Raw genomic sequence first — 14,587 nt, forward strand, 5'->3', positions numbered from 1 at the left:
TCCTTACTCCATTGACTCTTTTAGTCGTTTCACCATATCGCGAATGCGTTCGCTTTTCAGTCGGTAACTGACGGGATTAGCAATTAATCTCGATGTAACATCCACAATGCGTTCGTATTCAACCAGTCCATTTTCTTTCAATGTCCGGCCAGAAGATACGATATCGACAATTCGATCTGCTAGTCCAATCATTGGTGCCAATTCGATTGAACCATTTAATCCGATTATTTCAACTTGCTCCCCTTTTTCTTTGTAAAAAGCCGAAGCAATTTCAGGATATTTAGTTGCCACACGTGGTGCAATCTCATTCATGACTGTATTCGGCAATCCTGCAGTTGCGATATAGCATTGGCTGATTTTTAAATCCAGCAACTCATGAACACTACGTTTTTGCTCAAGTAATACATCTTTACCCGCTATCCCTATATCTGCAACCCCATGTTCAACATAAACTGGTACGTCCATCGGTTTTGCAAGAATAAATCGGATTTTTTCACTTGGAGCTTCGACAATGAGCTTCCTTGATTCTTCAAAGTCTTCCGGTAACTGAAAACCCGCTTTTTGAAGTAACACATATGCTTCTTCAAAAATGCGACCTTTCGGCATCGCAATTGTCAGTTCACTCATTATGTCCATCTCCTTCTGTTAACCACACCACGTCTGTAAAGTTATCCTGATAAGCCTGTCTATCTTCCACACCATTTACATATTGAATGGTTGTGCGAATTCCTTGTTTTCTCTTTTCATTTGCCGCATTGACCGCTTTCAAATAATTAGCTTCATCAAAAAATAGTAATGCGTGTGGCTCACGAACGGTCGAAGTTGTCATCACTTCAAGTAGTCGATCCACTCTCAAACCAAACCCTGTTGCGCCGACATTACAATTGAATTCCTGCAACAAACCATCGTAACGACCTCCATTACCAATAGCAAAACCTGACCCACTCGCAAAAACTTCAAACAACATCCCTGTGTAATAACTCATCTCACTGGTAAGTGTCAAATCGTATGTAACCAATTTTGAAAGGCCAGCATTTTCAAGCAATACAGACAAGTCACTAAGATACGTAAACATATTTACTTGCTGCATATCTGATTCGTCGATGAAAGGACGCAATGATGCAATGGTTGGAACATTGGAAGCATGTTCAATAAATTCAATAAAGCGATGTTCTTCTTCTCTCGCTAACCCATACGATTTTACTGCTTCTTCAAATCCAACCATGTTCTTTTCCACAAGTAATGTGCGTAGTTCTTTCACTTGTTCCTTTGATTGAGTTAGTTGTGTCAAAATAGATTGCAATAACCCAGCATGGCCAACCGTCAAATGGTATTCACCTATTCCTAGTTCCTGAACGAAATCGGAAGCAGTGATAATCATTTCTGCATCAGCAAATACTGAAGAATCCCCAATTAGCTCAACACCCATTTGTTCAAACTCGGCAGGTCTCCCGCCTTCATTTTCCTGAGCTCTAAAAACATTGGCAAAATAGGCAAGACGTAAAGGGATTTGCTCCTTCAGCAATTTGGATGTCGCAACACGAACAATTGGTGTGGTCATATCCGGTCTTAAGACCAGTGTTTCACCTTGCCGATCAACTAATTTAAACAAAGATGAGTCTGCAATTGCAGAAGCTTTACCCACTGTTTCGTAATATTCAACTGTAGGTGTTTTTATAAAATCAAAGCCGCGAGTTTGAAAAAATTGTCTGCCAATATCCCGTATTCTTTCCTTTTTTTCATTTATCAACGGAAAAGAATCTCTCATCCCAAGCGGTTTTTCAAATTTTCGAATTGGTGTCATTATAATCACTCCCTAAAATAAGGATAATTTACTTTAGTACACTACTATGCTAGTACGATGAAATAAAATATATTTTAACGTAACTACTACAGTGCGTCAATACAAAAGACCTCATGAAGCGTTGGAATACTCTTCATGAGGTCTTTTCTTGTTGTATATGGCGACGTGCCGCCATTTCTTCTGCTGTGTATATAATTTTCATGGGATTTCCGCCAACAAAACTACCTGCAGGCACATCCTGATGAACGAGCGTGGCGGCAGAAACGATTGCCCCGTCACCAATATGAACCCCTGGTAATATAGTTGAATTCGCTCCTATAAGAACACGATTCCCAATTATGACGTCTCCGATACGATATTCGTCAATTAAGTACTCATGAGCCAAAATCGTTGTATTATAACCAATAATGGAATTCTCACCAATCGTAATTCTCTCAGGAAACATGACGTCTGGCATAACCATCAAAGCAAATGAAGTTTGATCTCCTACTTTCATATGTAAAAAACGTCGATAGAGAAAATTTTTCAGTGGCAATGAAGGACTGTATCTACCCAGTTGAATAACGACAAAATTTTTCATCACTTTCAAGAAAGGCACGGTCTGGTAAATATGCCACAAAGAGTTTGCGCCTTCAACTGGATATCGTTCCGTCCTTCTCATGAAGATGGTCCGTCCACAATTTCAAGCAGGTCCGTAATATGTTGCAACATATAGGTTGGGTTAAAAGTGGCTAAATATGCTTCGCCTTTAGCAGTCCAAGCAACACCGGCTGTTCTCACACCTGCATTATGACCACCCTCGATATCATGGGAGTTATCCCCGATCATTAAAGCCTCTTCTTTCGTTGCATCCAAACGTTCAAGTGCCAAAAGAAGTGGTTCAGGGTCTGGTTTTACATTTACCACATCATCAATTCCAATTACAACTTCAAAAATATCTTCAATGTCCATCAGCTTCAAACCACGTTGAATCATACCTTGTCTCTTCGTTGAGACAATCGCCATTTTGATTCCACGTGCCTTAAGGATACGAAGTGTTTCTGATACACCTTCGAATTCAACAACCATTTGATCATGCATTTCCAAATTCCATGCACGATATTCTTTAATCAACTCTTCGCTTAATGACGCGTCAATGCCATCAAACGTCTCTTTTAATGAAGGACCTAAAAAATGAATGACATCTTCTCTCGCAAACCGACCTGGGTAACGCTTTCCTAACACACTTAAAAAAGTTTGAATGATAAGCTCATTCGTATCCAGCAACGTCCCGTCAAAATCGAAAAGAAGCGTAGTTATGGGTTTAGATTTCATGAAGTCAGCACTTCCTTTCTTTTCGTTTGTTCAGCTCGTTTCCATAACACAGCGACCGTGATGGTCAATACAAAAGCAATCCCCAGCCTTAATAAGATTAATGGCCAAATCGGTATTCCAAGAGGAAGAAAGATAAGGGTATCTTCCACAACTGCGTGACAGGCGACTAAAAAGATAAAGACCAGCGTAGCATCTTTCTTACTGACCCCATCCTCCTGAACTGCTTGAATCATGACACCTGCCCCAAACGCCAAGCCAATCACCAACCCGGAGACGAGTGTCATAGAAGCATTCGGTTCAATGCCGAGCAACTTTGTAAATGGTGCCAGTTTTTGCGAAAACTTCTGTAAGTATTGTTTATCTTTTAAGTATTGAATAATAATCATTAAAGGGATCACTATCATTGCGAGCTGCAATACCCCAAAGCTCGCTTTTTGTAATCCTAGTAAAACAATTTCCATCCAGCCCTCAGGAATTGAAGCCATTTTTGGAGCCATGCCGTATTGAGCAATATCCGATCCACCGGACCACACTAAGTTTATGACAATTGCGGATATGGCTGCGAGTCCAAACCTTACGAGTAAAACAACCCATAATTTAACGCCAACTTTTAATGCCACTCCCGTTTCTATGAAAATATTATGAGAAAACGACAACATGACCGCCAAAATAAAGACTTCTTTCACGGTCAATTCTAGTGACAGAATCCCGGCAATCCCTGCGTACAAATTAAGCGCGTTTCCTAAGACCAGTGGAATCGCGGCATCACCGCGTAATCCAAATATGCCCATGACAGGAGAAACAAAGTCAATAATCCATGGTAGAACTGGGGTAAATTGCAAAATGACCAGTAACAAGGTAATTGGAAATATAATTTTGCTAAGCGTCCAGGTTGTACTGAGTCCCGCCAGCAGTCCATTTTTTATCGTAGACATGTTTTGTACATCCTTACTTATGCGTCTTTATAACGCACAGGTTCTTTAATCGTCAGGCGACGGTAAATAATAATTATGAGTGCAACAACAACCGTAGCGATTGACACTACTTGTGCCGTACGGAGTTCCCCGATTAAATACAAACTGTCCGTGCGCATTCCTTCAATAAAGAAGCGTCCCACTGAATACCAGATGAGATAGAACATGAACATTTCTCCACGCAGCAAGTTTACTCGACGCAATAAAATCAAGATGACTACTCCTGTGAAGTTCCAAATAGATTCGTATAAAAACGTCGGATGATAATATACTCCATCAATGCGCATTTGGTTGATGATCCATTCCGGCAGAAACATGTTCTCTAGGAAAGCTCGTGATACGGGACCACCGTGTGCTTCCTGGTTCATAAAATTGCCCCAACGTCCGACTGTTTGACCAATCAGGATACTCGGTGCTACCACATCTGCCAGTTTCAAGAACGATACTTTACGTCTTTTCGTAAATACATATGCGGTAATGAAAGAAGCAATCAATGCTCCGTGTATAGCAAGGCCGCCTTCCCATACTTTAAGGATATTACCAGGACTTCCCGCATAATCTTCCCATTTAAATAGTACATAATAGAGACGTGCGCCCAAAATTGCCAATGGAACAGCCCAAATCAATAAATCCGTTAAAAACTCTTCGTGAAAACCTCGTTTGACCATTTCGCGCTGTGCTACCAAGAATGCCAAGACAATTCCAAAAGCGATGATTACGCCATACCATCGTACTGAAATCGGTCCAAGCGAAATCGCGATTGGATCAATTGCTCCAAGTAAAAAATTCATGTTGTACCCCTTCCAAGCTTTCTGCTCTTAATATGTAGCGTCTTCATTTTGACTGATGACATCGTTCAGACGATTGGAAAATTCCTCTGCCGCATTGACTCCCATTCGTTTTAAACGATGATTCATCGATGCCACTTCAATAATAACTGCTAAGTTCCGACCAGGTCGAACGGGAATGGTCAGCTTGTGCAGGTCAGTATCAATAATTTTCATTTTTTCTTCCTCTAGTCCTAAACGGTCATAAGTCTTTTGGGGATCCCAGATCTCTAAATCAATGACAAGTGAAATTCGTTTAAAACTTCGTATTGCACTTGCTCCGAACAAAGTCATAATGTCAATGATACCCAGTCCACGAATTTCAAGTAAGTGTTCAATCAGTTTCGGTGCATTTCCTACAAGCGTATTTTCAGCTTCCTGCCTGATTTCCACACAATCGTCTGCCACCAGACGATGACCTCTTTTAACAAGTTCCAGTGCTGTCTCACTTTTCCCGACACCACTTTTCCCTGTGATCAAGACGCCAACTCCATAAATATCGACCAAAACGCCGTGCACTGCAGTTGTCGGTGCGAGCTTACTTTCCAAAAAGTTGGTCAGCAAACTGGAAAAACGTGTAGTTGCCATTTTTGCGGTCAACACTGGCACATGCTCTTCATTTGAAGCATTCTTCAGTTCTTCCGGCACTTTCATATCATGAGAAACAATAATGGCTGGTGTATCCGGAGAGCATAACTTTTTCATGCGTTCTATTCGTTCGTGAGGCAGCAACATATCATAAAATGACAGTTCTGTTTTTCCAAGTAGTTGTACACGATTTGCCGGATAATGTGTGAAATAACCGGCCATTTCCAATCCAGGTCGAGATATATCGCTGACGGCGATATGTCGGCCGATTCCTTCTTGACCACTGACGAGTTTCAAGTCGAACATATCCATTACATCTTTCGTCGTGACTTGTACCAAACTATCACCTGCTTTCTTCGAAATTCGAATTATACGTTATGTCCTATATTTTAGCATGCACTTTAAGAAAAGCGCAAAGTGCCGTCCTGCTCCTCATCGCCGCTAAAAGGTTAGATGTGAAGGTTGCTTTCACTAGATGTTAAGAAGGAAGTTTACTTGAGTGACACCCCCCGTGCATCTCCTGCGATTACTCGTCGCAAAAGTGATTGGCTTACGCTATATATTTCACAACGTCTTTTGTCCCAAACTCTTTGGATCCATCGTTTGTGCGGGCTCTGATTGGGAGCTAGAAATCTCTTTAACATTGAAGAAATGAAATATATTCGCCCGAAGTTATCCCTTTTCTTTCATTTTCCCTATGTAACCTTTAGGAGGGATGACTATTGAAGAAAATAATTATTGATGCAGGTCACGGTCCAGAAACACCAGGTAAACGCTCACCCGATGGAACCTTAAGAGAGTTCACATTTAATGAAGCCACCGCTATATGTGTAAAAAAACTTTTAACTACAGTAGGATTTACCGTCATTTTTTCACATGATCACTCTCGGGATGTGTCACTTTCAGAACGCATATCTTTAGCGAACAAATTGAAAGTCGATGCATTTGTATCCATTCATGCGAATGCTTTCGGAAACCACTGGAATGCATCAGAGGGCATCGAAACCTATACTTGGTTACACGCAAACGAAACTTCAACCAGAATGGCTACTTGTGTCCAAGAAGCTTTGATCATGCGTACTGGGAGAAAAAATCGGGGGGTTAAAAAAGCAGACTTTGCCGTGCTTCGGGATACAGCGATGCCTGCCATATTAGTGGAATGTGGATTTATGACGAATAAAGAAGAAGCAAATCTACTTAAAAGCATTAATTATCAACAGCAATGTGCACAAGCCATCGTTTTTGGGATATTGTGTTCGTTGAAATAGTACAAAAAAATCCCCAAATCGATTTATGGTCGATTTGGGGATTTTTTTTATTCAGCTGTTGTATAGCGTACTAGGATAGAACCAGTTTTTGCTTCTCCTTTTATATACAGAGGAGCTGCTGTTGAATCTGCGATTTCTTTTGTGAAACGTATATTTTTTTGCAAGAAGTGCTCTTGTTCATTTAATCGTGTCACATCCGGCAAAGAAACGTCCATTTTACCGAAATTCGAAGCAACTTCCCCCTGCAAACCAACAGTGGAAGGGACATATATTTCTACTGCACCGGCTACTGCACGACCTTCAACTTTGCGGGCATCTGGATTTTTTGTGGTCACAACGACATGACCATTCACAGACTGTGCGTCAATATCTTTTAAATGGCCATCAATGTAAATACGACCATTGATGGTTTCCGCTTCAACTTTGTTTCCTTTTGCGTCTTTTATATTAATGGCACCATTGGCAGTCTGGACTTCTCCGTCCTCCAATTGAACATTTTTCAAATCTATCTTGCCATTTGCCGTTTTGACTTTAAAACGTCCAACTTCAAGATGTTTGCCAATAAAAGCACCATTGAACAAACGAACCGATATGGAATCATACATTTGTTTTGGCACGTACAAAACAACATTGACAGAAGTTGTTTTCAAGTCACTAATCATTCGCAATCTTTGTTGGTCCACGACAAATACAAATTTCTCTAAGAACTCTTTCTTACCTTCTTCTTCAGATGGAGCTCGATAAACTTTCACGTGACATTCTGCTCGTACTTGACCATCTTGTGATGGATAGATTTCGAACTTTCCATTTGCAATGTCGACAGATACTTCTTTAAATTCTGCTTTATCTAGAGTAAAAGAATGATGAAATTCGTTCGGTTCACCGAAAGGCATATCGAAATCAAATGCTTTCATTTTACCGACAGCCGTTTGCATAAATTGCATCAAACGGTCGCTGAATTGCGTAAAATCTCTTTTAATATCTTCCATAAAATCTTCTGCTTGAGAGGATGATGATTTCTTGTTATGTGTTTCTGAACTTGTATGAGTGGAATGTCTATGCATGTCTGACTGCTTAGACTCAGTATATGCTGATGCACCAGCTGTCGCTTTTTCATTCCCAAGAGCCTCTAGCAATATCAACGCTTCCTGAGCAGAAATCGTTCCTTTTTCAACTAGATCTAAAATGCGTTTACGTTCTTCTTGCATATAGTTGGCCTCCTTCAAAGCCGCTTTGCGCGGAACTTTGTTCTTCCCTTATACATACGGTTCATCCACTAAAAGGTTTCATTTAGCAGCAACTGCCTCTTTTTTAGCCTTTTTCTTCGTTGAAGCTTTTTCAATTTGTTCGTCCATGCGCTGACGATCTCGTTCGAGCACAGGTTTTAAATAGCGACCCGTATAGGACTTCTTAACGGCCGCGATTTCTTCAGGAGTACCTACCGCTAATATGGTACCGCCTTTGTCCCCACCTTCAGGACCTAAATCAATCAAGTAATCGGAAGTCTTTATCACATCTAAATTATGCTCGATCACTAAAACAGTATCCCCGCTTTCAACCAATCTCTGTAAAACTACTAATAAACGGGCAATATCATGTGCATGCAGTCCAGTTGTCGGTTCATCCAAAATGTAAAAGGATTTGCCGTTTGAGCGTTTATGCAATTCGGAAGCGAGTTTTACACGCTGTGCTTCACCACCAGATAATGTCGTGGCAGGTTGTCCCAATTCCATATAACCAAGACCTACATCGACGATTGTCTGAAGTTTACGGCTGATTTTCGGAATGTTTTCAAAGAATTTAAGACCGTCTTCCACTGTCATTTTCAGTACGTCGGCAATATTTTTATCCTTGTACTTCACTTCCAGTGTTTCACGGTTGTAACGTTTGCCATGACAGATTTCACATGGCACATAGACATCCGGTAAAAAATGCATCTCAATTTTGATGATGCCGTCTCCACGACACGCTTCACAACGTCCACCTTTGACGTTGAAACTGAATCTTCCTTTTTTGTAGCCACGCACTTTCGCTTCATTCGTTGATGCATAGACATCTCGAATATCATCGAATACCCCAGTATAGGTAGCTGGGTTAGATCTTGGTGTTCGTCCAATCGGAGACTGGTCAATATCAATGACTTTTTCCAATTGTTCAATTCCAGTGACTTCTATGTGTTGCCCCGGCTTCGCTTTTGCACGGTTCAACTTCTGGGCAAGTGATTTGTGCAAGATTTCATTAATAAGCGTACTTTTTCCTGAACCAGAAACACCCGTAACTGAAGTGAAAACGCCAAGAGGAATATCCACAGTGACATTTTTCAGATTATTTTCAGTCGCACCCTTGATGGTTATCATGCGACCATCGGGTTTTCTGCGCTCAGTAGGCAGAGGAATGAATTTCTTGCCACTTAAATATTGTCCTGTAATGGACTTCGTATTTTTCATGACTTGAGCCGGTGTTCCGGAAGCCACGATTTCACCACCATGAACACCCGCACCAGGACCCACATCAATTAAGTAATCGGCAGCCATCATCGTATCTTCATCATGTTCGACCACAATTAACGTATTGCCAATATCCCTCATATTTTTAAGCGTTGAAATTAAACGATCATTATCCCGTTGATGTAATCCAATGGAAGGCTCGTCCAAAATGTACAATACACCTGTTAAACGGGAACCAATTTGAGTCGCTAAACGGATCCGCTGAGCTTCTCCACCTGACAATGTTCCAGCAGCACGACTTAATGTTAAATAATCCAGACCTACGTTAATAAGGAAGCCAAGTCGTTCATGTATTTCGCGTAAAATGAGTCGTGCAATTTGCATGTCTTTTTCGGATAACTCCAGTGATTTAAAAAAGGCATCTGCTTCTTGAATTGAAAATGCAGTTACTTGTCCGACATGCAATGAAGCTACTTTTACTGCCAAAGTTTCTGGTTTCAATCGATAGCCTTCACATGTTGGGCAATCTTGCTGGGCCATATATTTTTCCATTTGCTCACGAATATAATCCGAAGATGTTTCTTTATAGCGACGTTCAATGTTTTTTAATACGCCTTCGAAATAAATATCATTATCTCGAACTTGTCCAAAATCATTTTCATAACGGAATCGTATTTTATCTTGTCCAGATCCATGAAGAATCTTGTCCATTTTTTCTTTTGGCAATTTTTCAACAGGTTTATTCATATCTATTTTGTAATGTTTACACACCGCTGCCAGAAGTTGAGGATAGTATTGAGAACTGGTCGGTTCCCACGGGGCTATTGCTCCTTCATTTAACGACCTTGTCCAGTCAGGAATAACAAGCTCGGGGTCTACCTCAAGCTTCGTGCCAAGACCATCACATTCCGGACACGCTCCGAATGGGCTATTGAAAGAAAACATGCGTGGTTCCAGTTCACCAATTGAAAAACCACAAATTGGACATGCATGATGTTCACTGAATAGTATCTCCTCGTGTTCCATTACATCAATCAATACCCGACCATCTGCCAATCTTAATGCTGATTCCAACGAATCGGCCAGTCGAGCTGCAATATCATCTTTCATGACTACACGGTCGATGACAATTTCAATATCATGCTTTTTATTTTTCTCGAGATTAATATCATCATCGAGGTCCATTAAATCACCGTTTACACGAACTCGAACATAGCCTTGTTTCTTCACATCTTCCAGCATTTTCGCATGAGTTCCTTTACGGCCAGAGACAATTGGCGCTAAAATCTGCATGCGTGTTCTTTCCGGGAACTCCATCAACCGGTCGACCATCTGTTCAATCGTCTGGGATGTAATTTCAGTTCCATGGGTTGGACAAATCGGCTTCCCGACACGTGCAAATAACAGTCGTAAATAATCGTAGATCTCTGTAACCGTACCCACAGTGGAACGAGGATTACGGCTAGTTGTTTTTTGGTCGATTGAAATGGCTGGTGACAATCCTTCGATGGCATCCACATCCGGCTTATCCATCTGACCTAAAAACTGACGTGCATAGGCAGATAAAGACTCAACATAACGTCGTTGTCCTTCTGCATAAATTGTGTCGAAAGCAAGCGATGATTTACCAGACCCAGACAAGCCCGTCATGACGACAAGCTTATCGCGCGGAATGGTTAAATCTACGTTTTTTAAATTATGTGCACGTGCACCTTGTATACGAATTTCCTGGTTTTTCAAATCGGTTCATCCTTCCGCTTTCAGTTCCAAAATCGTGTCACGCAGTTCAGCTGCACGTTCGAAATCGAGCGCTTTCGCCGCATCTTTCATTTCTTTTTCCAAAGTCAACAGCAATGTCGCTTTCTCGTCTTTGGTCAACTTCTTACCTTTTGTTACTTTTTCCATATATGTCGATGTTTCTTCTGCATTATGAGAAGCACGAATAACATCGCGAATTTTCTTCTGAATCGTTTGAGGGGTAATGCCATGTTTTTCGTTATATTCAATCTGGATATTACGACGTCGCTGTGTTTCACCGATTGCTTTTGTCATCGAATCTGTCATGCGGTCGGCATACATAATAACATGACCATTCGCATTACGGGCTGCACGTCCAATCGTTTGAATAAGTGAGCGTTCGGAACGTAAAAACCCTTCTTTGTCCGCGTCCAAAATTGTCACTAGGGACACTTCCGGTATATCGAGTCCTTCCCTTAGCAAGTTGATTCCAATCAGTACATCATACGTACCCATGCGAAGTTCGCGGATTATTTCGATTCGCTCGAGCGTTTTAATCTCAGAGTGCAAGTAGTTAACTTTGATACCGATTTCTTTTAAATAATCGGTCAAATCCTCAGACATTTTTTTCGTTAATGTGGTGACAAGAACCCGTTCGTTGCGTTCTGTCCGTTGACGGATTTCATCAATCAAATCATCAATTTGACCTTCGATTGGTCGGACATCGATTGTAGGGTCTAACAAGCCAGTCGGTCTAATGATTTGCTCAACCATGTCTGGCGTGTGTTCCAGTTCATACGGACCTGGCGTTGCCGACACGAATATAGCTTGATTCATATGTCCCTCAAATTCCTGGAATGTTAAGGGTCTGTTATCCATTGCTGATGGCAAACGGAACCCATGGTCTACCAGCACTTTCTTTCGTGCTTGGTCCCCGTTGAACATTCCCCTTACCTGGGGTAATGTTACGTGGCTTTCATCGACGACCATTAGGAAGTCGTCTGGGAAGTAGTCCAATAATGTATAAGGGGTTGCTCCTGGTTCACGTAATGTTAAATGTCGTGAGTAGTTTTCAATTCCTGAACAAAAGCCCATTTCGCGCATCATTTCCAAGTCGTATCTGGTACGCTGTTCGAGTCGCTGAGCTTCTAGCAATTTATCTTCGCCGCGGAGAACCTTCAGTTGCTGCTCTAATTCGATTTCAATATTTTCAATCGCTTTTAGTAATTTTTCTTCTCTGGTAACGAAGTGGGAGTTCGGGAAAATTGCGACATGTTCACGATCGCCGATGATTTCACCTGTTAATGCATCCACTTCACGAATACGGTCAACTTCATCACCGAAAAACTCCACGCGGATGCATCGTTCGTCACGGGAGGCTGGAAAAATTTCAACAACATCTCCTCGCACACGGAACTTACCGCGGACGAAATTCATATCGTTTCTTTCATATTGAATATCGACCAATCGACGAAGTAATTGATTGCGTTCGATTTCCATTCCTTTACGTAAAGACAAGACCATTTCCCGATATTCTTCCGGATTCCCCAAACCATAAATACATGATACAGATGCAACAATTAATACATCCTCACGTTCAAATAAAGATGAGGTTGCTGAGTGACGCAACTTATCAATTTCTTCATTAATACTGGAATCTTTCTCGATATACGTATCAGTTTGAGGCACGTAGGCTTCCGGTTGATAGTAATCATAGAAACTGACAAAGTACTCTACTGCATTATTTGGGAAGAATTCTTTGAACTCACTGTAAAGTTGTCCAGCGAGTGTTTTATTGTGAGCCATAACCAATGTCGGCTTTTTAATTTCCGTTACTACATTTGACACGGTAAATGTTTTACCTGTCCCTGTTGCACCAAGCAACGTCTGGTATTTCCGACCTTCTTCGATTCCTTGTATCAATTCTCGAATCGCCTGAGGTTGGTCGCCGTCTGGTTTGTAAGGAGCTTGCAAATCAAATTTCTCTACCATAATTTCCTCCTTGTATATAAAGCGAAAAGCGCTACTTTTGTTATAGCAAGCGTGGTTCAAACTACTTTTATTTAATGTCCATATTTTATCATATTCCCCAATGGAACACGAATAAAAAGCGAACGTATGTTTTTCTGACAAAAAAATAAAATCCGCCCTTCGCTAAGAGCGGATGATTCACAAGTCTATAGGAACTGAAATTTACACACTTTCTTGTTGCAACTGACGTAATTCGCTTGTATATGCCACAAACGATTCTTTATCTTTCAGATCGAGCGCACCATCAATCAGGGTCAGCAAGCGTTCTTTTCGTTGTTCGCGATGGACATGGTTTAAAAACAAGTCCATGTAAATATCGTTCAACAATTTTTCTGCTTCACTAACGGTCTGATTTCGCCCCATCGCTTTCAGAAAATCAGCATATGAATAATACTTATCCATTGCAATCACCTCGGATGCCTTTTTTCTATTATAAATAAAAAACCCAGGAAGTTGCAAATGTTTTTTCTGAAAATTCTCTATGATTTATTTTTTCTTAATATTTATAAAAATTAGTCAATCAGTCTTGCATAATTTCCAAATTTCTCTATAATAGGGTTTGTAGTCTACTATAGGGGATGTGAATGGATGGACAAAAAATTCTCTGCTGCATCGAATTATCTCGTTTCATTTAATACAATTGCACTTGTACCGATCTGGATTGAAAACAAACTTTATACTCGAGTCATTGAAAACCATATTGAATTTCTAGTTAAAATGAAGCCAAGCGCAATCATAAAAAAATCACTCATTTTTTATGGAAATTCATATAAGCTTGCTACTTTTTTCTCTCGTGAATCCATCGGGCATTTACATAAGCTCCCTCTCATGATTTCACATGATTTCGGAGTTCCTTTAATCATGATGCCAACCCTATCAGCCGAATCAGAGGGAAACATTTGGATTTCCTTTTCTGCTATCGATAGCTATTCAATTAATTCCCACAACCAATGTTTAGTACACTTTACTAATTCTCAAGTCCTGCCGGTTAATGTTTCGTATTCAACCATGTGCAGACAATTTGTACTTTCCCATTTCCTGACGAATCACTTTCAAAAAACACGTGATCAAATGAACCATCCTTTTTCGCAGTCAAAACTTACATATTTGCCAACCCGTAAAAATCCTAAAAGATAATACATATATTTAAGCCCTTTGCTTCCTGCAAGGGCTTATTATTTTATTCTGTCCTCCATCAATTCGCCTGTTTTGCAATTGACAGATACACACTAAGCAACTCCTCAACCCGATTGCGCAATCGTACGTTCAAATAGCGGCGATGCTCTTCGTATCCACCATGAAAAAAAACATATTCGGTAAAGGTGTCATCGTGATTTCCCCGGATGACTTTCATGTTGTGTTGGCGCAAATAAAGCTTTGTATCCTTCAATTCACGCTGCGCTTCCTTCACTGCTTGATCAATCATCGCAACATAAGGTCTTTTCAACTTGAATGGGCCTTTTTCAACACTCTCCCGATCGCGCTCCAAAATGGTCAATACCATAGGAAGATAAATCATTTTTTCAAAATAGGGTAAACTTTCAGATGGAATGAGCGGCATGTTTTCGCCTCCTTAAAGAACGTTTGTTCGTATTTT

Annotated in this window: 14 protein-coding genes; 2 read left to right on the forward strand and 12 right to left on the reverse strand. The window is 40.7% G+C overall.

All coding sequences use genetic code 11. The features are described 5' to 3' along the window. Positions 1–3: 3 nt before the first annotated feature. From hisG to hprK, 7 genes are all read right to left on the reverse strand, one after another. Positions 4–627, reverse strand: coding sequence for an ATP phosphoribosyltransferase (gene hisG, locus ACQKEV_RS12240; protein ID WP_427446457.1), 624 nt, complete (start codon positions 625–627; stop codon positions 4–6). Continuing rightward, on the reverse strand, positions 620–1,804 hold the full coding sequence (locus tag ACQKEV_RS12245) for an ATP phosphoribosyltransferase regulatory subunit (RefSeq protein ID WP_427446459.1): 1,185 nt from the start codon (positions 1,802–1,804) through the stop codon (positions 620–622). The genes hisG and ACQKEV_RS12245 overlap by 8 nt, the downstream gene beginning before the upstream one ends. 133 nt (positions 1,805–1,937) lie before the next feature. Then, positions 1,938–2,465 (reverse strand): acyltransferase, encoded by a 528-nt coding sequence (locus ACQKEV_RS12250; RefSeq protein ID WP_427446461.1) that lies wholly within the window; start codon positions 2,463–2,465, stop codon positions 1,938–1,940. After that, a complete protein-coding gene (gene ppaX, locus ACQKEV_RS12255) occupies positions 2,462–3,118 on the reverse strand; it encodes a pyrophosphatase PpaX (RefSeq protein WP_427446463.1) in 657 nt (218 codons plus the stop codon). The genes ACQKEV_RS12250 and ppaX overlap by 4 nt, the downstream gene beginning before the upstream one ends. Beyond that, positions 3,115–4,053 (reverse strand): nucleoside recognition domain-containing protein, encoded by a 939-nt coding sequence (locus tag ACQKEV_RS12260; protein ID WP_427446465.1) that lies wholly within the window; start codon positions 4,051–4,053, stop codon positions 3,115–3,117. The genes ppaX and ACQKEV_RS12260 overlap by 4 nt, the downstream gene beginning before the upstream one ends. Positions 4,054–4,070: 17 nt before the next feature. Continuing rightward, entirely contained in the window at positions 4,071–4,883 is an 813-nt protein-coding gene (gene lgt, locus ACQKEV_RS12265; protein WP_427446467.1) for a prolipoprotein diacylglyceryl transferase, read from the reverse strand. A 27-nt stretch (positions 4,884–4,910) separates the two neighbouring features. After that, the gene (gene hprK / locus ACQKEV_RS12270) at positions 4,911–5,846 is read right to left on the reverse strand and encodes an HPr(Ser) kinase/phosphatase (RefSeq protein ID WP_424471636.1); all 936 of its coding nucleotides are present in this window, start codon (positions 5,844–5,846) and stop codon (positions 4,911–4,913) included. A 383-nt stretch (positions 5,847–6,229) separates the two neighbouring features. Here hprK and ACQKEV_RS12275 point away from each other — a divergent pair, with 383 nt between their 5' ends. Next, positions 6,230–6,775, forward strand: a complete 546-nt coding sequence (locus ACQKEV_RS12275; RefSeq protein WP_427446470.1) for an N-acetylmuramoyl-L-alanine amidase — start codon at positions 6,230–6,232, stop codon at positions 6,773–6,775. Between the two features lie 47 nt (positions 6,776–6,822). Here ACQKEV_RS12275 and ACQKEV_RS12280 read toward each other — a convergent pair whose 3' ends face one another. The 4 genes from ACQKEV_RS12280 to ACQKEV_RS12295 form a co-directional block, all read right to left on the reverse strand. Next, positions 6,823–7,983 carry a DUF4097 family beta strand repeat-containing protein gene (locus tag ACQKEV_RS12280; RefSeq protein ID WP_427446472.1) on the reverse strand — a complete coding sequence of 387 codons (1,161 nt, stop codon included), beginning with the start codon at positions 7,981–7,983 and terminating at the stop codon, positions 6,823–6,825. Positions 7,984–8,061: 78 nt separating this feature from the next. Further along, the gene (gene uvrA / locus ACQKEV_RS12285) at positions 8,062–10,962 is read right to left on the reverse strand and encodes an excinuclease ABC subunit UvrA (RefSeq protein ID WP_427446474.1); all 2,901 of its coding nucleotides are present in this window, start codon (positions 10,960–10,962) and stop codon (positions 8,062–8,064) included. Between the two features lie 6 nt (positions 10,963–10,968). Continuing rightward, positions 10,969–12,951 carry an excinuclease ABC subunit UvrB gene (uvrB, locus tag ACQKEV_RS12290; protein WP_427446476.1) on the reverse strand — a complete coding sequence of 661 codons (1,983 nt, stop codon included), beginning with the start codon at positions 12,949–12,951 and terminating at the stop codon, positions 10,969–10,971. Positions 12,952–13,152: 201 nt separating this feature from the next. Beyond that, positions 13,153–13,392 (reverse strand): IDEAL domain-containing protein, encoded by a 240-nt coding sequence (locus ACQKEV_RS12295; protein WP_269926605.1) that lies wholly within the window; start codon positions 13,390–13,392, stop codon positions 13,153–13,155. A gap of 186 nt (positions 13,393–13,578) precedes the next feature. Between ACQKEV_RS12295 and ACQKEV_RS12300 the strand changes: the two genes are divergently transcribed. Then, positions 13,579–14,127 carry a competence protein ComK gene (locus ACQKEV_RS12300; RefSeq protein ID WP_427446478.1) on the forward strand — a complete coding sequence of 183 codons (549 nt, stop codon included), beginning with the start codon at positions 13,579–13,581 and terminating at the stop codon, positions 14,125–14,127. 58 nt (positions 14,128–14,185) lie between these two features. On the opposite strand, the gene ACQKEV_RS12305 is transcribed toward ACQKEV_RS12300, so the two are convergent. After that, positions 14,186–14,551: a hypothetical protein gene (locus ACQKEV_RS12305; RefSeq protein ID WP_427446480.1), complete on the reverse strand. Its 366-nt coding sequence runs from the start codon at positions 14,549–14,551 to the stop codon at positions 14,186–14,188. Positions 14,552–14,587 lie beyond the last annotated feature (36 nt).

Source organism: Paenisporosarcina sp. NPDC076907 (assembly GCF_050269735.1).
In the GTDB taxonomy this organism is placed as follows: domain Bacteria; phylum Bacillota; class Bacilli; order Bacillales_A; family Planococcaceae; genus Paenisporosarcina.

Coding starts and splice junctions, on each gene's coding strand:
- hisG (WP_427446457.1), bottom strand. CDS start 627: ATGAGTGAACTGACAATTGCGATGCCGAAAGGTCGCATTTTTGAAGAA.
- ACQKEV_RS12245 (WP_427446459.1), bottom strand. CDS start 1,804: ATGACACCAATTCGAAAATTTGAAAAACCGCTTGGGATGAGAGATTCT.
- ACQKEV_RS12250 (WP_427446461.1), bottom strand. CDS start 2,465: ATGAGAAGGACGGAACGATATCCAGTTGAAGGCGCAAACTCTTTGTGG.
- ppaX (WP_427446463.1), bottom strand. CDS start 3,118: ATGAAATCTAAACCCATAACTACGCTTCTTTTCGATTTTGACGGGACG.
- ACQKEV_RS12260 (WP_427446465.1), bottom strand. CDS start 4,053: ATGTCTACGATAAAAAATGGACTGCTGGCGGGACTCAGTACAACCTGG.
- lgt (WP_427446467.1), bottom strand. CDS start 4,883: ATGAATTTTTTACTTGGAGCAATTGATCCAATCGCGATTTCGCTTGGA.
- ACQKEV_RS12280 (WP_427446472.1), bottom strand. CDS start 7,983: ATGCAAGAAGAACGTAAACGCATTTTAGATCTAGTTGAAAAAGGAACG.
- uvrB (WP_427446476.1), bottom strand. CDS start 12,951: ATGGTAGAGAAATTTGATTTGCAAGCTCCTTACAAACCAGACGGCGAC.
- ACQKEV_RS12295 (WP_269926605.1), bottom strand. CDS start 13,392: ATGGATAAGTATTATTCATATGCTGATTTTCTGAAAGCGATGGGGCGA.
- ACQKEV_RS12300 (WP_427446478.1), top strand. CDS start 13,579: ATGGACAAAAAATTCTCTGCTGCATCGAATTATCTCGTTTCATTTAAT.
- ACQKEV_RS12305 (WP_427446480.1), bottom strand. CDS start 14,551: ATGCCGCTCATTCCATCTGAAAGTTTACCCTATTTTGAAAAAATGATT.